The organism is Ruegeria sp. CDSB029 (assembly GCF_059611125.1).
This window is the reverse complement of the sequence record NZ_JBXWOX010000039.1, coordinates 1-17,462: the sequence shown is the minus strand read 5'-3', so window position 1 is coordinate 17,462 and position 17,462 is coordinate 1. Positions and strand designations below refer to the sequence as shown.

Sequence of the window (17,462 nt, the reverse complement as noted above, 5' to 3'; positions counted from 1 at the left end):
TTGGCAGGACTTCTACAAGCCGTCCTGATTTAAGGTCTTCGGAAAACCGGTACATCGGTGCTTGCGCAAGGCCAAAAGGATCTGTTGCAAACTTTTGACCATTGACCTTTGTGGTGCTAGCGCCTGGGTAGCGAACGGCATTACCCAGTTGAAGGTTAGTTTATGATTTCTTTCAAAGGTGCACAGTATCCGAAAGACGTGATCCTGTTCGCAGTGTTCTTTTACGTTCGCTACGGTGTCTCCTATCGAGACCTGGAAGAAATCATGGCCGAGCGCGGTGTTTCAGTGGACCACACTACGCTGAACCGATGGGTAACACGGTATTCTGGTGCAATCGCTGAAGCAGCACGTCGCCGCAAAGGGCCATGCGACCTTTCTTGGAGGATGGACGAAACGTATATCAAGATTAAAGGCGCGTGGGTTTACCTCTATCGAGCTGTCGACAAACACGGCAAAACCCTTGATTTCATGCTTTCACGACGTCGAAACAAACCTGCAGCCACAAGGTTCTTCGCCAGGATGTTGGAGACAAATGGATTGCCGAGGAAGATTGTGATCGACAAGAGCGGTGCCAACACCGCTGGCATCAAGGCCATCAACAAAATGCTCAAAGGCTTTGGCTGCCCGATCCCAATTGAGATGGTGAGGCGGAAATACTTGAACAATATCATCGAACAGGATCACCGTTTCATCAAAAGGCGTATCCGGCCGATGCTGGGGTTCAAAGCCTTCACTTCAGCAGCGGCAACGTTGGACGGCATCGAAGTTGCTCACATGATCCGCAAAGGTCAATTCACGCCCGGACTCTGTCCATTTCTACAATTCGCAGAACTGGCCGCCTAACCCATCGGCGCAAAAGCAGGATTCCGAACAACCACAAACTTTGCAACGGAACCTAGAAAAACACAGCGTACAAAACTGCGTCTTTGGGGAAGTGACAGCCTTTCAAGGAGATCATGCTTAAACCTGTTCGAAAACTATTCGGCGGGAACAAACGCCAGATCCGGCGTGCCCGTCAATCGGACATCAAAGTTTGCGACACATCCGCAAAACCTCCCCAGCGAGCTTCAGCGTTGCTTTCGTTTGACCGAGATAATGCATCCGGAATGCTTCGGGTGCCGTGCTGGTACATCACGAGCCATCGCATCCACATTTCCAAGGTGTCGTAGTGCCCCGCTGTTCAGCAACACGCCGCGCCCGGCATCATACCGACGTTGCCCAAATCCGCTGGCAACGCATTCCCAGTCTTCCTTGGCTGCCGCGTTGCGGAACCTCGGCAGGTCGTGCGGGTCATGCCGTCCGGGTGTTGCTGCGACGTGATCGTGTTTCTTCGCATTGCTTTGGTGGGTTAAATGGTGGGACACTTGTGTTGTGCCAGGTTGTTGGACAGTACCGGTTGTCGGCCTCGGCTTGGGACGCATGATCGTCACGACGCCTTGTGGTTTCGGATGCCCTGGGACGGCCACGTGAGTTGCCGTAGGTTTTGGTGTCAACTGTGGAACCTGGCCAGGAACCGCCGTGGGAACCTGATTGGGTGTTGCAGTCGGGACGAGCGGTGGCACAGCAGTTTGACCGGTGGGCTGAGGCGGGACCTGACCAGGAACTGCGACTGGTATTTGGTTTGGTGTCGCGGTGGGCACAAGTGGCGGCACCGCTGTTGGGCCGGTAGGTTGAGGCGGAACCTGGCCAGGGATAGCTATCGGAACTTGATTGGGAGTTGCAGTCGGAACTTGCGGCGGCACCGCGGTAGGCCCGGTAGCCAATGGCGGAACCTGATTTGGAACGGCTGTCGGAACCCGGTTTGGAGTCGCATTTGGAGTCAAAGGCGGAGCTAGGGTCGGCGCTACTACCGGCGTGGGAACCTGACCGGGAACCGCTATTGGTGTCGCGATAGGAACCTGACCGGGAATTGCGTTCGGAACCGCGCCCGGCGCAAGGACTGGAACAGTAACGGATGTGGGCGTTTGCTGCGTTCCCTTAGGCGGCAACTGATTTGCTACCGGCTGAGTTGGGCCGGTAATTTGATTCCCTGTCCCTTGCCCACCGGCCTGCCCGCATCCTTGGCTTGACTGGTGAGGATTCCCCACGCCACGGCACCACCCGTAGTGATTTCCGCCGGCAACGACCTGTGTAGCGGCCAGTTCTGCAATCAAACAAGCTGTCGTAAGTAACGCAATTCTGTTCAGTTTCATAACATCCTCACCAACTTGTTGTCAGAGCAAGATATGCGCCAGGATCGCCAGAGTCAGTCAAAGGGCCGTCTCTCAAGGGAACACCTACGTATCCTGATAGGAATAGGTTTTGCTTAAACTCAATGTCCAAACCCAGACCTGTCGATGCCAGTGTAGCACTTCTCACTTCGAAACTGGCGGGATCATTATTCGAGATGTAACCAACGTCGAAAAAAGCGAAGGGCGTCAATCGATGAACGTTCTGCGAGCTTGGGAAATAGGAATGAGATACTTCGAAGATTGCTGAGATCCCTGAATCACCATCCACTTCGTCAAAGCGGTATCCACGCAACGCATAACGATCACCAAGGAAGTACTCTTCGACAGAGGGTAACCGGTCTGTTGTGTATTGACCCCAGATCTCTGTCCGCCAAGCTGTGTTGGGCGATAAGCCCGGTAGGGGGCTTTCATATCCGATGCCGCCCCTCAAATGCCAGAACGAAGAGTCCCCGTCATCAAAGCTTGCGTCTGTCGTGTCGTTGTCGCCAAAGGACAGAGTTAACCCTGCTTCAAGCGCTTGCCCCTTTGGGTAATTCTGGCCGTAAAGGTAAGTAAGGCCAACGACACTGGCGTCACTCGATAGTGGAACGCCTCCGCTGACTGAATCCGCTTCTGAAAGACGGTAGTCCAGCAGCAGGTATCCATATCGGGCGACATCGCGGATAACGGGGTAACCCAATGCGACGGTGAAGTTTTCCCCGTCGATATCAGTTCTTGCGAAATCGCCAGAGATATCACGCTTGGCGTTTACATTCCCGTAGAAGATCTCACCGTACAAACCATTACTGTTAAGAGGCGTGCGATAGGTAAGAGCGCCCCATAAAGAGTGCTCATCGTCTTTGTCCCAATTGTAATTGCCTGATCCCTCAAATCGCAGCAAATCCCCGACGGTCAGCGTTGAATAAAACTCTTGCACGACATAGAAGCTGAGCGCTTCTCCAAGCTCACGCGGAGGGTTGTCGAGTGTCGCACTGCCGGCTTGTTGGCGCAGAGGCTCTCCCAATACTCTCAGCCTGGCACCTGCCTGATCCGGATAATCAAGTTCGGTCGACAACTCCAAGTCAGGTATGTCCTCGGCTAACATAACCGCCCGCTCAAATCGTTGGAGAGTTATTGGATATGCGGTAGTGAGAGGGCGAAATATCTTTTCTAAGCTTTGGAACGTACGAGTATCTACGCCTTCAATTTCGATGGTTTGAATACGCCCTTCATCAACAACAATGCTCTGCCCATCGAGACCGGGCCAAGCCTCAGCCAAGAAATAACCGTCTTCTCGGTAGATCTGAGTGATCGTTGATGCGACCTCCACCGCTGTAATGCGCCCTGACCGATTGAAGGCCAACTGACCAGCGAAAGTTAAAAGCTCATCTGCGTCATACACCGTTACGCCGCTGACTGAGTGCTGTGATGCAATGTCCCAGCTTTGAGCAATGCTGGTATTTGGAACTGATACAGTGGCCACAAGAGTGCAAATGATCGCAAATACAACCGAGCTGAATACGCGCATTTTTGACAACCTTTAGGAGACCGAGCATGTTGAAGCCCAATCTTATTATGACGTTCGTATGTGTGAACCTAACGCTATTCGAATATATTGATGGGTGATGTTTTTAAGAAACACAGTAAACAGAGCGCAGTTTTACTTAGTACGACGCTCATACGACGGTGCTCAGTCAACTAACCCCGGTTTCCAACCAGTTAGAGCAGAGAGAACTAGTATGAAAGTCCTCACAACTCCGGTTGCTCAAAAACATAAAGCCGCGATTTCTTAGCATCGTCTGTCAGGATATAAAGAAGCCCCTTGGTTTCATCGAGAGCGATCCCTTCAGGATGTTTAACTTCCTTTTGATTGCCATCTTCTGTGAACGTCAAACTTATGGACTTTACTGACTTGGATTCTGGATTGTAGACGAAGATCTGACGACCTTTGTCACTCACAATCCAAAGAGAACGTGAGGACGGGGACCAAGCCAAGCCGCTCAAATCCAGTTCATCATCATCCGCACGCTCGGAGATAAAGCCTGCTTCACTCGCTAAAGGAATGATCTCGACAATTTCGTCTAGCTCTGGTGATACGACCAATAACAACCTTGGTTGTCCCTCAATGCCAACGAAGACCCTCCCGGATTTCGGGTCAACGGCGATACCTTCGGGTCCCTTGTTCAATGGGTTGCCGACAAGCAACTCAGCGGCGGCCGGGTAACCTGTAAGAGTTGTGAGAGGTATTGTTGTCAATTGAATAGGGTCGGTTGGGTGCACGACTAGAATTGATCGATCAGTTTCCTGAAGCACCAAAACAGACCCATCATTGCGCGACGCGACGCCCTCCAAATCTGATCCTGCCAATGCTGGCAACTTGAAAGAGTTTCCTAGTACCCCGTCGATCCCAAGTAGGTGCAGTTTAGGTTCGGCATCACTTACAGACCACAAGAAGCCTTCAGCGTTAGACATTGCCAAACCGGAAGGCTCGGAAAATCCCTCTGATTTGTCTGCCACCTTGAATTTATCGACCAGAACCAAACCAGCACTTTCGGCGTAGGCAAAATCGGTCCAAGGCAAGAAGGCTGCCGCAACCAAGCTGGCCGTAAAAGCGAATCGTCTAAGTTTACAGAAACACCGTGAAATTGCAGGTTTTGACGGAAACACTTTGTTTTCTGCCATTCAATTTTCTCGCGTGTGGAACACATCCCTTTATCGCGTTCTTATCACAGTTCGACTGCGATGTCGTAAGAATGCTCTTTGAACTCTTTACCTGATCCCGTCTGTTGCGATTGAATTGAATGGGGCACGATATGCCTGCGGTGAAGCGTAAGCCTTTGGCGTGAGCAAGAAGGAAGACAAGTTGAATACGACTCTCACATTCGTGACCGTGTTGTTGATGCTGCTGTTGCCAGGTGCTGCGGTGTCACAAGTCGACCCTGCGACGATGCTGGCCGGGGCTTCGGGGTCGGAAATTGTAGTCGAACGCCGATGGACGCAATTTCGTGGCAAACAGGAACTGTATTTCTTTACTCTCGATGTGATCGTCACAATCATTCTGGCTGGCTTGATCGTCTATCATCCGGTGAGACGTAAAGCCCGTAGAAGCGTCCGCGACATAGTTATGCCAAGGCTCTTCTTCCTTTATGCGCTTATCGGCATGGCGGTTGGATTCTTGGTAGTTCAGCACGGGTCAATGATTGGTTTCGTTATCTTTGGCATCGGTGCGTTGCTTAGGTTCCGCTCCAATCTGGATGATCCGGTCGATACAGTCGAAATGATAATCGTGACTGTTCTTGGTCTTGCGGTCGGTTTGGGCTTGCCACTGATGGCCACACTGGTGGCGATTGTATGTTGGTGTTTCATTTGGCTCGGCGGAAGAAACAAGGGCGTGGAAATTTCGCTCAAAGCTTCAGACGAAGAAAACTCATTGAACGTCAGCGGAGACATTGAAGCCATGGCAGCAGACGCTGGCTGGAAACTGGTCAGAAAACACCACGTTCCGGGCAAATCTCGCGTTTCTTTGCTTTTCATCACCTCGGGTGGACTGTCGGAAGCCCGGATCGAAGAGATGATAAACGATCTGGTTCCTGAAAAAGTTGAGCTGAAACTCAACCTCTAGTCATTTCACAAGGTCTAATCGTTTCAACACCGCATTCGGGGATCTGATCTCTTTCGGGAGCGACTTGAAATTTACCGACCTTTCGAAATCGGGCCCTCGATATACTGCTATCCCAAACTCTCCGTTCGGCTGGAACGTAACATGAGTGAAGCTGTGAGGCGATCTGGCGCTATCGCCAATAAGCCGCCGCGGGCCACCGCCCAAACATGCCTGAGAAACATAAGCCACACCGTCTTTCCAACCCGGGTAGAACGCATGATGGTGGCCCGACAGATGCAGAACGACACCGCTTTCCAGATAGATTTTCTCAAGTGTTGGGTCACCGATGATTTCGCGTTCGCGCTGGATCGCGAAGGGCCAAAGCGGAAGATGACTGAAAGTGACAATCGGGTCTCCATTTGCACCCAGTTCCTTTAGCCGGTCCTGCTGGTCGCTGGATAGCGGCCCCAAGGTCGTAGCGTCCAAAGACGCAAACGTTACGCCCTGCATCTCAAAAGCGTAGAAGAACGGGTAGTCATCCGAAACCAGGAAGTCGACGTCTGGTTTTCTCGGCGCCCATTCCTCTGCGTATATTTTTCTTTCACGCTCGAACCCACGGTAGGCGGAGGCATCATGGTTCCCAGGCGTGACCGCAAATGGAATGCCGGCAGCCTCTAAAGGATCTGATACGGCCTCGTGAAACGCCTTCCACATCTCCCTGACCTGTTTGTCGGATAAGTTGGGAATGCGCTGTCCCGCAACCATATCTCCGGTCGAAATAACCAAATCGGGATCGATCTCGACTATCCGCTCAATCGCCTTGTCCACGCGGGCATCGTATTTCACCGAACCGTAGCTTCCGTTCAGATCCGATATGACGATGACATCCAATGCCGCCGCTTTGCTGGCGAGCAGAGTTGTCCAAATGATCACCGCAACAAGGGCAGAACGCTTACGGGTCATTACAGTCCACCGCCTCTACCTCGGTGTCGTTTCTCAAAAAGAATGCGACAGGGTTCAAGTCGAACATCAAATCACCACTAGAACAATTGTTCTTTAGGATGGACGTTGCCAACGCGGTGTTCTTCACCACTTGTGCAATCTGACTGTCAGACAGCCCAAGGCTTTGCGATAGCCAGTCATAAACCGGGCCTTGGGTTTGAAGGTCACTATTCAATGCAACCAAGCGCCGGTACGTGCTTGGAGAGAAGTGCCGCATTTTCTCTAGCATTTGAGTGGATTTTGCGAAGTTGGCATACTCGACCCGCCCACCAGCATCATTGTCGTTTAGATTGCTGCGACGGATCAATAGTGCCTCGGCGGGAATATCTCCATCGTTTGGCTCATGGTGCTTGGCTTTCTTGTGCTTCAGCTTTCCGTCTTCGACCCAATACCAATAGGGTGTGAAGTCTATGTTTCCTACGCGGTCCTGCTGGCTAAAGATGAAATCGAGGAGAACAATCTCGGTAAGTTCTTGCATCCAAAATGCCATCTGTTGGTCGCTGACATCGGGACCGAGATCCTTGTTGATCATCCGGTCTTTTCGGCCTTCTCCGACGCCCTCTGCGATTGCCCCTGACAATGGTTTTGAAGAACGTAAAGCCAAGAAAGCTGGGGTTTCCTGAAAATCACGGTTTTGTCCTTTCCCCCAACCAGATTTGCGGGTGCCGTTGATTTCCGAGCCGTATCGATGCCCAGGACTGTCAAGCAGTACACCGTATATTTGTGTTCGATCTGCGGTGAATAGATCATCGGCCGGTTGGTATGTGTTCGGGTCGGCATCCGCAGCTGCGAATACCCGCCAGCCTTCGTGGTTCATGCGCCCGCCATGAGAGCCACCAGAAATCGCAAGGCCAGGCTCTGCGACCTCGGAAAAATGCGCCTGGGCGTCCATGCTACGCCAAACGGCGACTGGAACTTTGACAGTCGCGTCGAAATATCTGGAGAAATGATAGTAAAGCAGCGATGAGGTGGAAAACGTTCCACTGGTGCCCTTTTGGTTCATGGTGGACTTGAATTTAGCCACCCTGTCCTTGGCCAGATCTTTTGCCGCTTTCCCCTCTTTGCAAGCGTTTCTCTCGAATTCAGAACGGTTCCCCGTGTAGGGTCCTTCCGAAATATCGTAGACGGCCATTCCTGGGCTGGTGCTCCAGGATTTTGGGCAAATAGCAATTTCGGAGGCATAGAAATCGATCTCGCAATAGGCTGTTTCTTCCTCAAGATCGCTGTTCTTATACTCGCCCGTTGGAACTTTTTTGATCCGAATACAGCGTTCAGCAACGCCGTAGGGACTATCAAATGTAGTGGCTTCACCGAGAACATCGTCGTTCGCCCACAAGACAGTGGGTGCAATGAAAGCAAGTGACCCCAGAAGATTGAACTTCATTTGGATAGTCCTCCCAATATCATTTTGGGCAAATCGCTGCCTGTTGATCGGTGGAGATCTTCAATTTTGGGTCGACACTGAAGTTGGCGAATTTTGAGTCAATCCACTGGTCGCACCCGCCTGAACATGGGGCCCCGTTTCGGGCATCATTCCAATATTCCTTGGCCCTTTCTTCCGTCCAACCACAAAACTGAACGAGCGCCATTGCCGACAATGCCCCGGAGGAATGAACGCCCCACATGCAGTGCACCAGAACAGGGCCCTTTCCAGGGTTTTCAATCACGTCGTGTATGGATGCCATGACAGCGCTGGGTCGGGAGGATCTGGCGCCTTGATAGTCAAAGGTTCCGTTTCCGCAACTGGTGCGACCGTATTCAGTGTTTTTTCCAAAGTCGGCATAAAACCCGGTTGAAAACCCTTCATCACACAGAGTTTCGCGTTGTCCTTCACTCAGGCCCGTTCGGTCTTTGTCGCCACCTTTGAAACCAGAGCGATACAATACTCCACTTAAGACTGGGCGAAAGAAAGCGACGCCATCAACACCTCCGTCGCCACCCTTTGAAAGCATTTGACCGTTGCTTGGCCCACCGTTTCGACTGGTCACGTCGGAGTTCGCAGAGGTCGCGGCCAAAACTGCCCACATCAATAATGCAATGAACCGCATGCATGCTCCTTTGTCAGAAAAGTTTGTGAGAAGATTATGCGGAAATGTCAGATAGGCCAAACCAAGTTAATGATCAGGACAACCACAAAGTAGGCTAAAACAACCTTCCAATTCCACTGATGCTTGTTTTCTTCGTTGATCACCCCGGCAGATTTCAAAACGAGGTTTGTGACTATCAAAGCTGTGACAGTCACCACAGCGTGTGCAAGATCGAAGTGCATTTCTCAGCCTCCTTCACTTTAATAAACTAATCCAGACAAAAATCAGCAGTCGGCGGAAGGAAGCATGGTGACATCTGAATACCGACCCTCAGATGTAGTAATGCGCGCGCAAGCGCCTGTATTCCGGTTGAACCAGTACGATGTCAGCCCTTCGCTGCGGATAAGTTCAAAACCAAGATTCTGAATCCCCGTTTCAGCCTGACCGGCGCGCGCACCTTCAAAGGGCGAAAGGTCGCTTGAATTGCCGACGGTTGGCGACACAGTATCCACTGATCCCCCGGTATCGTCACATGCCGCCAAAGCAAGGGCACAAACTGCACCTCCAAGCAGCGATAGATTGGTTCTCATTTCTTCTCTCCCTTTCTGGTCTCCAGCAATCCAAAAATCCAGTGCAACTCACGCATGGACTTACTCGATTCCAAATATGACGTTGTAGTCAACTTGCGCATTTCCCCGGTTAATAACTTCAACGACATGGTCGCCAGATTGCCAAAGCTGTCCTCGATACTCTTTGTCCGCCGACATCAACTTCAGAAGCTCCGAGTCATCAGGGTTGCGAATGACGTAGTCCAACGACCCGTTTCGTGGCGCGACACGCACATACAGAAACTGTTCGTTCTGCGCGCCAAGGACATATTGATGAGAGGCGCCGGGCGCGAGTTGGCCGACGAGTTCGGCACCGGTGGACCCGGCATCGAATTTGACACGTTGGCGACCGGTAGACCCGGCGGCACCGTCCAGGGCTCCACCGCCATCATCCATTGCTTCGACAACCGACATCTCGCCGATGCTTCCATCCTTGTAAGCGATGCAGCGCCAAAGTGTTCCGCCTGCGTCTCGCAGCATGACGAGCGTACCAGCTTCCGAGAACTCTGAGCTTTCAATCGTTCCGGATTGACCGTCTGGTCCACCAACCTGTCGCAAATGGTCGATACACACGTCGTCGGCTTCCGACATTGCAAGAGCAGCTGTGCCCGAAATTGCAATCATGGGTGTGAGGAGTTTGAGTAAACCGAATTTCATCAGATGGTCCCCTGTTGGCTTGTCCTTACAATTTTGTTCCGTACAAAGCGGAACCTCACTTCGCTTCTCGTAACTTTGATAGAAATTCATCGCATGCCTGTGCGCTGCCGACGATCTCGTCTGTTGGTTCAATACCTTGTAGCGATGCCATCTCGGAGTTTACGCGATTGAGGATCTGATCCGCTTGCTCGGCGGTGATCAGGTTCTCGGCTTGTGCTCCTTTCAATGTGGAGCAGACACCGGCGGACAAACCTGTCGCAGCACCGACACCCATTGCGGCTCCGCCACCTAAGGTCATCGCCCCAACCACACCGAGGACCAGCCCGATCACAATACCCAAGATCACTTTTCCCATGTTTTCCTCCCTTTTGGTGAGAAAGAGTTCAGCCTTCACTACTGCCGCAAACTGCGTGCCCATCTGCAAATCAAGACCAGCACTAACAGGTTGAGAACCGGTGCAAGCGCCGCGAACCACGGTTTGACTGGCTCTGAAACCAAGTCCGATACAAGTATCCAAGGCAGTCCCAACGGCAAAAGGAACACCCCGGACAAAGGGTCTCTTTCTTGTCCGAACCAGCCAAATGTACCTGTCAAGAACGCAACCAACGCCAACAGATACAGGATCGCGAATACGATGATGATGGATTTACAAACCAAGTCGAGCCTCAGAAGATCAAGCCAGTGCTGCGCAGCCGATTTCGGCTACGCAGCAGACTGCTCACAATGCGCCTTCGTCGCCCAGGAACTCGATACCAGCTGTCGCGCCATCACTGTAAGCAATACAATTCCAAGGGGCACGATCCTCGCCAACGCCTACAGTGACTTGTGTTCCAGCCTCGCTAAACGCAGATGAGAGCACCACGACTTGCGAATTGTTCGTCGTGTTGGCTACATCTCGCAAACACGCCTGCTGAGCCGGCGTGAGCTCGGCGGACGCGCTTGATGTACTCGTGTCGTCGCAGGCCGCAAGCAGTGCGAAACATATCGCGCCTGCAATCATCACCATCTTGTTAGACATTTTCTTCTCCCTTTGGTTCCCTTGAAATTAGTAAAATTGGATGCGCTTGTTTGAAGCTCTCGCGTCTGTGCAGCCAATAGAACATACCTCGTTCCTGTGACTGTCTTACCCAAAACTTGCCGCGGAGGGCTTGGTCGGCGGAACGATTTTTCGTTGACTACCGAGACCGCCAACAACGCGTGATGGCTGAATGGCGTCACTGCAAAAAGCTAGAGCGAACTCTGGAGGGAGGGCCAGTTCGTTGAGTCTAAGCATCGCGTCCTCCCAACGCTCGATCATTATTAAAGGCCTTCCGACCGCCAGCACTCACTCTAGCAGTCGGAAGGGCCCGATAAATCGGGCGACACCGACAACAACGGAGGTAAAATAAAGTTGAGTCGAATTCGCATGTTTGAATCTTATTTTTCATAAATCAATATTTTTTCCGCGCGTAAAATTCTTTACGCTCTCATGCGATAGGCTTCTACTTTCAAACAAAAAAGTAAGTGGGAGCATCCATAGGGGCGAGTGTGTTCTCCTGAGCTGAGCCTCCCCAACTGAACTGGTCCACCCCTATGTTTAGGAAACGGAGGACCAAGAATGGCAAACAAGCGACCGAAGCCTGAAGAGATTGTCTCGAAGTTACGGCAGGTTGAAGTTCTGATGGGTCAAGGCATGTCCCGTCTTGATGCGATCAGACAGATCGGAGTTGTTGAGCAAACCTATTACCGCTGGCGGAAGAAGTACGGTGAAATGGGTGCTGATCAATTGAAGGAACTGAAACGGCTTCAGGAAGAGAACGAGCGGCTGAGACGCGCAGTTTCAGATCTGACGCTGGACAAACTGATCCTGACGGAAGCCACAAAGGGAAACTTCTGAGCCCCGCTCGTCGTCGTGCCTGCATCGATCATGTCCGCAGCCAGCTCAAAGTATCTGAGCGACGCGCCTGCCGCGTGCTTGGACAACACCGGTCCACGCAACGGCGCGTCCCACAAGGTCGCGCAGACGAAGACCGGCTGGTGGCCGACATGATCGAGCTGACCCGTCAATATGGCCGATATGGCTATCGCAGGATCGCTGCACTGCTGAGAGAGGCTGGCTGGTCTGTCAGCGATGGGCGGATTGAACGGCTTTGGCGGCGAGAGGGGCTGAAAGTGCCAGTGAAACAACCGAAGAAAGGACTGCTCTGGCTGAACGATGGGTCGTGTGTTCGGCTGATGACTACCCATCGATGCGTGATCTGATGGCTCAGATCATCACACCGGGTGCAAGCGACGAAGAACGGCGTCAAACCGCTCGTGATATGCGCGAGATGATTTCACCGAAAAACATGGGCCGGTATCGCGATGTCATTGATTACATAGATATCCGACATTTGTTGCCTTCCGTCGAGGTTCCATGCCTCCTGTGCCATTCGACGGGAGATCGAATGCAACCTGTCGAACAGGGGCAGATATTCGCCAAAGGCCTGCCGAATGCGCGTCTCATTACATATGAAAGCAACAATCATCTGATGACCCGGAATGACCCGGAGTGGCCACGTCTTGAACGCGACGTAACTGCATTTTTGTTCGCTCACAGTTGAATTGCTCGCGTGGCTGTCAAGATTAGGAGCAGCATGGCAGCACCGAATTATCCAGCGTCAGTTTCGGGCTCACTGCCGTCCGATGTCGGTGCTGCGTGATCGAAGGTGAGGGCAGTTTGAAACCCGCCGTTGGCTTTGCGGACTATACCTCTGATACTTATCTGTGTTTGTTTGATGCGCCGACATTCGCGCTTCGGCAGCCAGCGTTCGGGCAACGCGCCGCGAAAGATGAAGGGGAGCCCATACTTCCCCGATGCTGCGTGCCGCACCAGCGGCGGCCATGCCGATCGTGCGGACTTTCGCCGCTAGCGCAAAGTCCCTGCGGGCATGGAAGCAGAAGCGGTTCAGGTGGGCGGTTTCCGGAGCTTGGCCGCGGATACGGCCTATGGCAGCTTTGTGAGTTCTCAAACTTATACTTCAGTGTTAGCATTTTCGAATGTCGGACACTTGCAAAACTACCAGACTGGAACGTCCGATCTCTGGAAACGTGAGCGCGCTTGAAAAATCGTCGACGAGGAGACCCATGATGCGCTTGGCATTCGCACTTTGCATTGCCTTTGCTGTCCCGCTGATGCCCGCCAATGCCAGGGCGCAATCGGCGAGCTTTCAGGAGCGTATAGCCGGTGCCGAGGTTCGATCTGGAGTCTTCGACCTCTACCAAAAAGACGGCGATCTGTTGCTTGCGATACCGCGCGACATGTTCGAACGCAGCCTCATCTGGTACGCCGAAGTTTCCAGATATCCCACCGACGCAGTGGCATTCGGCGGAAACGCCTTGGGGGCCCGCCTGATCCAGTTGGAACGGCGGCCCGATCGGATCATGGTGCGGTCCCTTTCAGGGACCTCGTTCGAAAAGGTTTCGGGCGATCCCTATTACACTGGCGGGCGTGACAAGCTTCGCCCTGTGAACCTCGCTGTGGAACGCGCCAACCTTGGTCCCATCATCGTCGATTTCCCGATCCTCGCGGAAAGCGACACTGGCGCCGTACTTGTGGATTTGCAGGAGGTGTTTGGGGGCGATATCGCCGGTTATTCGGTCGCCGCCCAATTGGCATCTACCGGCCTCGCTCCCGGGTCAAACGACCCCGACCGATCCTACGTTGCTGAAGCATCAGTTTATCCCGACAACCTCTTTGTCCGCTCACAACTGACCTTCGAAGCGACCGATCAGGTCGGGCTGGCACAGCCGATTTCGTTGGAAACGGCGCATTCGATTGCCGTGTTGCCAGAAACCCCGATGGAGCGTCGCCCCTATGACGACCGGGTTGGGTTTTTCTTCACCGAATATCTGGTTTTTGAAAGCGCGTTCGGCGACGTGCAATCACGCGACCGTGCCGCCCTTCGCTTCCGCCTGGAACACGCCGACCCGGATGCACCACGCCCGTCGGACCCGGTTGAACCGATCGTTTTCTATCTATCCCGTGAAATCCCTGATCGTTGGCGTCCCTACATTCGCCAGGCGGTTGAGGACTGGAAGACCGCCTTCGAGGCCGCGGGCTTTACCAATGCAATCATAGCCCGTGACGCGCCAAGCCGGGATGAAGTCCCGGGCTGGTCCCCGGAAGATGTTCGCCACAGTGTCATCCGCTGGGTTGCACAGCCGGTGCAGAACGCGATGGGGCCAAACATCCACGACCCCCGGTCCGGCGAAATTCTCTCCGCCCATATTCTGGTTTGGCCGGACGTCTTGAACCTTTTCAGCCGCTACTACTATTTGCTGATGCACCGGACCGATCCCGCCGCGGCCAAACTGCCGCTGCCGGAGGAATTGCAGGGGCGCATCCTGCGGTACGTCGTGTCACATGAGGTGGGCCATACGCTCGGGTTGCGGCACAACCACCGCGCCTCGACGGCCTGGTCGACGGCACAGCTCAGGGACCCGTTATTCACTGCGGAGAACGGCAGCACGTCCTCCATCATGGCCTATGGGCGGTTCAACTACGTGGCGGAGCCGGATGATGGCGTCACGCAACTCATTCCTATCATTGGCTCCTACGATCGGCACGCCATCCGATGGGGGTATTCCTCCGATGTCGACGCAGAGGAGCTTGATTCCATCGCGGCGGAAGCCGAGGAGCGTCCGGAACTCATTTGGGGAGCAGGCGAACGTGGCGAGGAGTATCTTGCCCAGTTCGATCACCGTGTTCAGACTGAGAACATTGGGGCAGACAGGATCTTGGCAACGCGTGCGGGGATCGCCGCGCTGCACGCGAGCCTTGCGGCGTTGCCCCTGGCAGTAGAGGACGCGCGCAATCCACAAGCCATGCTAGAGGAGACCTACGGAGACGCGCTCAATCGCTATGTCGGTATCGCTGGAAGCGTCGGCAAGCTGATCGGCGGTGTCACACAGACCTCCGGCGACGACCGACCGTTCGCCTATGTAGACCCTGAAGAGCAGAGGAGAGCCGTAGAGTTTCTTACCGGTGAAGCCATCCATGGCCTCAGTGCTTTTGCAGACCCGGACTTGCTCGGACGTTTTCGGCCCGTCGGAGGGTTGATTTCGGTCGAAAACGCAGCGGCGCAGATCATGGACGAAGTCCTGAACCGGAAGAGCGTCAGGATGGTTTACATGCAACGTCGTCTCCTGGGCGACACAGCCATGTCGCTGCAGGAATACGTCTCGCTGGTCACCGAAACACTATTGAGCGATCTGCCGTCAAAGGAACTGGTTTCGCCAGCGCAGAACGGTGCAATAATAGCCTATATCGACATCCTGACCGACCTAACCACCGAGGATGGCAATGCCGAGGATCTTGTCGCACTGGTCGATGCCGAGTACCCGTTGGAGGTTGCCATGGTCGCAGTTGGCGGACTGAAGGGAACCTCCATCGGGGAGATAGCGAGCGCGGAACTCGACCGTGTGAACGCTATGCTGGGTAAGGGTCTTTCCGAACAAGGCGAAGAGGAGCAGTAGCGGTGCTGGCTCGTCGGTCCAGCGCAAGGATTGAAGGCCAAAAAGAACCCATTCTGTTTGACGAAGTCTGATGGCGCACTAGGCTTGGGTCTAAGTTGGCTGACATGGAAATCTGAAAGGACATTTTCAATGCTAAAAACTATCGGCGCGTGCCTTACATTGATGGTTGCAGCCAATGCTGCCCAAGCCTTTGACAGGCAGATAACCAACGCCCTCAAGACCTGTCACGACTACCTGTGGCAAGTTCCCGAGTTCGCAGATCTGCCCAATGCTGCGATTTCGGTGTTCCCCGCTTCGGAAAACGGCGACACCATCGTCGTGAACTGGAATGTCAACTGGGACCAGCCGACAATTCAAGCCGCAGGTAACTGCACGGTCATTGGCGGCAATGTCGAAGGGTTCGAGGATTACACCAAGTGACATCGCAAAATAGACGAGCTCTGGCACCGGCAATCGTCATCTGTCTGAGTGTGCTAGCCGCCTGCGACGCCAGTGAAGACGAGGTGCGGACTGCCGCGACCATCGGGGCCTCGGCTGCGCTTGCAGCCGAGGTCGCTGAGGAAACCAACAAAGCGACCGATTACGATGCCATCGCACAGGAAGCTGTCTCCGATGTGGATACATCCGATTTCGATGCGCTCACGAAATAATCGCGTTGTACATGGGCCGGATGAGTTATGAAATGGTTGGTATGGACTGGGACCTTGTGCTGTCTGGCGCTTGCCGTCGTCGTTCTGGCCGTTCCACAGGTTCGGTTTCTGTTCTTCGGGCTTCCGGAGCAACGGCTGGAAGGTAGCGCAGTTTCCAAAGCCGAAACAGGATCGGCGCCTGTTGCCGAGGCGACCCGAGTTCAAGTGGAACAGGCGTTGCGAGATGCGGGCCTGAGCGAAAAGCCACTTCTGGGCGACATTTCTATCTCCGGTCATCTCGCCCGCCTCGATGACGGTGTGGTCACATCCCAGCAACTGATGGAATATGCCGAGGGGCTTAGGGCGCTCGCTCTTCGAACCGGTGATTTCGGCCGCCAGATTCCATCGACCTTCTGGGACGTGGATACCGACCAGTTGCGCGCAGATGGTTGGGATGCTTATCGCGTTGTCGACGCGCTTGCGTCAGTAGAGGGCGAACCATACCTTGAAGCGCTCGGCGGCGCCTACACCCGGTTTCACGCCTTCAAGCTGGCCGAGATGTCAGGGGGCGGCACTGATGACACGGCGCTCGACACGGCGCTTGACCTGTTCCAGGCAGCAATCAAACTGATTGAGATAGTTCCGCCGGAGCACATGCTGGAGACTTCGGAATACATTCGCGGAAGGGAGCAGGCTGCGCTCTACCTCTGGCAGCAATTGATTGTGGGGTCCTCGCGCCGCAACCCACTCACACATATCAAGCTGTTCAACCACGGATTCACCACGCGGTTCCATGTCGGAACGATCTGGCAATACGAAACCGGGATCGCACTGGACAACTCATCGATCTGGGGCGTTTCCGGCTTCGCACCCGAATTCGTTGGCCCGCCGGAGAACAACAACCAGGTCGAACATATGTCGATCAGCATGACGGTTCAGGGCATCCTGCGAGAGCCGCTTCTGGTCCTTGAGGCCTTCGAGGAGTTCGAGACCCTTTCCGGATCGGCCACCGCAGCCGAGGCAGCTGCCGACGACGCGTTGAATGCTGCGATCCAGCAGGAGTTCATTCCCGGTTTCGAGGACGATCTTCCGTCGGCAGTTGCTGCGCTGCGTGAGCAACTGCATGAGCGCTAATTGATTCAATCGCCAGTAATAACGGTTCTGTCGCAAACTTTTTAGATGGCAAAGCATCAGTGGATTTGGCGAGCAGTTTATCCCGCCATTTGGATGAA

The 17,462-nt window shown here is 53.8% G+C and carries 17 protein-coding genes and 1 pseudogene; 8 read left to right on the top strand and 10 right to left on the bottom strand.

Annotated elements, in window-relative coordinates; all coding sequences use genetic code 11:
* Positions 1–162 precede the first annotated feature (162 nt).
* The gene (locus AC2FI8_RS23780; RefSeq protein ID WP_496684685.1) at positions 163–843 is read left to right on the top strand and encodes an IS6 family transposase; all 681 of its coding nucleotides are present in this window, start codon (positions 163–165) and stop codon (positions 841–843) included.
* 224 nt (positions 844–1,067) lie between these two features.
* On the opposite strand, the gene AC2FI8_RS23775 is transcribed toward AC2FI8_RS23780, so the two are convergent.
* The 3 genes from AC2FI8_RS23775 to AC2FI8_RS23765 form a co-directional block, all read right to left on the bottom strand.
* Positions 1,068–1,364, bottom strand: coding sequence for a hypothetical protein (locus tag AC2FI8_RS23775; RefSeq protein ID WP_299902623.1), 297 nt, complete (start codon positions 1,362–1,364; stop codon positions 1,068–1,070).
* 835 nt (positions 1,365–2,199) lie between these two features.
* Positions 2,200–3,738: a ShlB/FhaC/HecB family hemolysin secretion/activation protein gene (locus AC2FI8_RS23770; protein WP_496684684.1), complete on the bottom strand. Its 1,539-nt coding sequence runs from the start codon at positions 3,736–3,738 to the stop codon at positions 2,200–2,202.
* Positions 3,739–3,959: 221 nt separating this feature from the next.
* Positions 3,960–4,892 carry an SdiA-regulated domain-containing protein gene (locus AC2FI8_RS23765; RefSeq protein ID WP_299902629.1) on the bottom strand — a complete coding sequence of 311 codons (933 nt, stop codon included), beginning with the start codon at positions 4,890–4,892 and terminating at the stop codon, positions 3,960–3,962.
* A gap of 181 nt (positions 4,893–5,073) precedes the next feature.
* Here AC2FI8_RS23765 and AC2FI8_RS23760 point away from each other — a divergent pair, with 181 nt between their 5' ends.
* Complete coding sequence (locus AC2FI8_RS23760) at positions 5,074–5,832, top strand: DUF4956 domain-containing protein (RefSeq protein WP_496684682.1); 759 nt, start codon at positions 5,074–5,076, stop codon at positions 5,830–5,832.
* Here the strand turns inward: AC2FI8_RS23760 and AC2FI8_RS23755 are convergent, their stop codons facing one another.
* The 7 genes from AC2FI8_RS23755 to AC2FI8_RS23725 all read right to left on the bottom strand — a co-directional run bounded on the left by AC2FI8_RS23755 (position 5,833) and on the right by AC2FI8_RS23725 (position 11,123).
* On the bottom strand, positions 5,833–6,774 hold the full coding sequence (locus AC2FI8_RS23755) for a metallophosphoesterase family protein (RefSeq protein ID WP_496684680.1): 942 nt from the start codon (positions 6,772–6,774) through the stop codon (positions 5,833–5,835).
* Positions 6,764–8,197: a hypothetical protein gene (locus AC2FI8_RS23750; RefSeq protein WP_496684678.1), complete on the bottom strand. Its 1,434-nt coding sequence runs from the start codon at positions 8,195–8,197 to the stop codon at positions 6,764–6,766. Before AC2FI8_RS23750 ends, AC2FI8_RS23755 begins: the two co-directional genes overlap by 11 nt.
* A gap of 711 nt (positions 8,198–8,908) precedes the next feature.
* Positions 8,909–9,082, bottom strand: a complete 174-nt coding sequence (locus AC2FI8_RS23745) for a hypothetical protein (RefSeq protein ID WP_299902641.1) — start codon at positions 9,080–9,082, stop codon at positions 8,909–8,911.
* A gap of 42 nt (positions 9,083–9,124) precedes the next feature.
* Positions 9,125–9,430 carry a hypothetical protein gene (locus tag AC2FI8_RS23740; RefSeq protein WP_496684677.1) on the bottom strand — a complete coding sequence of 102 codons (306 nt, stop codon included), beginning with the start codon at positions 9,428–9,430 and terminating at the stop codon, positions 9,125–9,127.
* A 60-nt stretch (positions 9,431–9,490) separates the two neighbouring features.
* On the bottom strand, positions 9,491–10,105 hold the full coding sequence (locus tag AC2FI8_RS23735) for a hypothetical protein (protein WP_496684675.1): 615 nt from the start codon (positions 10,103–10,105) through the stop codon (positions 9,491–9,493).
* Between the two features lie 55 nt (positions 10,106–10,160).
* Positions 10,161–10,622: a hypothetical protein gene (locus tag AC2FI8_RS23730; protein WP_299902684.1), complete on the bottom strand. Its 462-nt coding sequence runs from the start codon at positions 10,620–10,622 to the stop codon at positions 10,161–10,163.
* A 201-nt stretch (positions 10,623–10,823) separates the two neighbouring features.
* On the bottom strand, positions 10,824–11,123 hold the full coding sequence (locus AC2FI8_RS23725; protein WP_496684672.1) for a hypothetical protein: 300 nt from the start codon (positions 11,121–11,123) through the stop codon (positions 10,824–10,826).
* A gap of 579 nt (positions 11,124–11,702) precedes the next feature.
* On the opposite strand from AC2FI8_RS23725, the pseudogene AC2FI8_RS23720 reads away from it, so the two are divergent.
* From AC2FI8_RS23720 to AC2FI8_RS23695, 6 genes and pseudogenes are all read left to right on the top strand, one after another.
* Positions 11,703–12,319, top strand: a pseudogene (locus tag AC2FI8_RS23720) (IS3 family transposase); the annotation flags it as partial.
* A gap of 14 nt (positions 12,320–12,333) precedes the next feature.
* Complete coding sequence (locus tag AC2FI8_RS23715; RefSeq protein WP_299902214.1) at positions 12,334–12,687, top strand: alpha/beta fold hydrolase; 354 nt, start codon at positions 12,334–12,336, stop codon at positions 12,685–12,687.
* Positions 12,688–13,213: 526 nt separating this feature from the next.
* On the top strand, positions 13,214–15,601 hold the full coding sequence (locus tag AC2FI8_RS23710; protein WP_496686175.1) for a zinc-dependent metalloprotease: 2,388 nt from the start codon (positions 13,214–13,216) through the stop codon (positions 15,599–15,601).
* A 129-nt stretch (positions 15,602–15,730) separates the two neighbouring features.
* The gene (locus AC2FI8_RS23705; protein WP_170342835.1) at positions 15,731–16,021 is read left to right on the top strand and encodes a hypothetical protein; all 291 of its coding nucleotides are present in this window, start codon (positions 15,731–15,733) and stop codon (positions 16,019–16,021) included.
* Positions 16,018–16,251, top strand: coding sequence for a hypothetical protein (locus AC2FI8_RS23700; RefSeq protein WP_496686172.1), 234 nt, complete (start codon positions 16,018–16,020; stop codon positions 16,249–16,251). Before AC2FI8_RS23705 ends, AC2FI8_RS23700 begins: the two co-directional genes overlap by 4 nt.
* 27 nt (positions 16,252–16,278) lie before the next feature.
* On the top strand, positions 16,279–17,364 hold the full coding sequence (locus tag AC2FI8_RS23695; RefSeq protein ID WP_496686170.1) for a hypothetical protein: 1,086 nt from the start codon (positions 16,279–16,281) through the stop codon (positions 17,362–17,364).
* Positions 17,365–17,462 lie beyond the last annotated feature (98 nt).

What these genes read in the sequence shown, in the direction of transcription:
- AC2FI8_RS23780 (WP_496684685.1), top strand. Translation starts at nt 163, where the DNA reads ATGATTTCTTTCAAAGGTGCACAGTATCCGAAAGACGTGATCCTGTTC.
- AC2FI8_RS23770 (WP_496684684.1), bottom strand. Translation starts at nt 3,738, where the DNA reads ATGCGCGTATTCAGCTCGGTTGTATTTGCGATCATTTGCACTCTTGTG.
- AC2FI8_RS23765 (WP_299902629.1), bottom strand. Translation starts at nt 4,892, where the DNA reads ATGGCAGAAAACAAAGTGTTTCCGTCAAAACCTGCAATTTCACGGTGT.
- AC2FI8_RS23755 (WP_496684680.1), bottom strand. Translation starts at nt 6,774, where the DNA reads ATGACCCGTAAGCGTTCTGCCCTTGTTGCGGTGATCATTTGGACAACT.
- AC2FI8_RS23750 (WP_496684678.1), bottom strand. Translation starts at nt 8,197, where the DNA reads ATGAAGTTCAATCTTCTGGGGTCACTTGCTTTCATTGCACCCACTGTC.
- AC2FI8_RS23745 (WP_299902641.1), bottom strand. Translation starts at nt 9,082, where the DNA reads ATGCACTTCGATCTTGCACACGCTGTGGTGACTGTCACAGCTTTGATA.
- AC2FI8_RS23740 (WP_496684677.1), bottom strand. Translation starts at nt 9,430, where the DNA reads ATGAGAACCAATCTATCGCTGCTTGGAGGTGCAGTTTGTGCCCTTGCT.
- AC2FI8_RS23735 (WP_496684675.1), bottom strand. Translation starts at nt 10,105, where the DNA reads ATGAAATTCGGTTTACTCAAACTCCTCACACCCATGATTGCAATTTCG.
- AC2FI8_RS23725 (WP_496684672.1), bottom strand. Translation starts at nt 11,123, where the DNA reads ATGTCTAACAAGATGGTGATGATTGCAGGCGCGATATGTTTCGCACTG.
- AC2FI8_RS23715 (WP_299902214.1), top strand. Translation starts at nt 12,334, where the DNA reads ATGCGTGATCTGATGGCTCAGATCATCACACCGGGTGCAAGCGACGAA.
- AC2FI8_RS23710 (WP_496686175.1), top strand. Translation starts at nt 13,214, where the DNA reads ATGCGCTTGGCATTCGCACTTTGCATTGCCTTTGCTGTCCCGCTGATG.
- AC2FI8_RS23705 (WP_170342835.1), top strand. Translation starts at nt 15,731, where the DNA reads ATGCTAAAAACTATCGGCGCGTGCCTTACATTGATGGTTGCAGCCAAT.
- AC2FI8_RS23695 (WP_496686170.1), top strand. Translation starts at nt 16,279, where the DNA reads ATGAAATGGTTGGTATGGACTGGGACCTTGTGCTGTCTGGCGCTTGCC.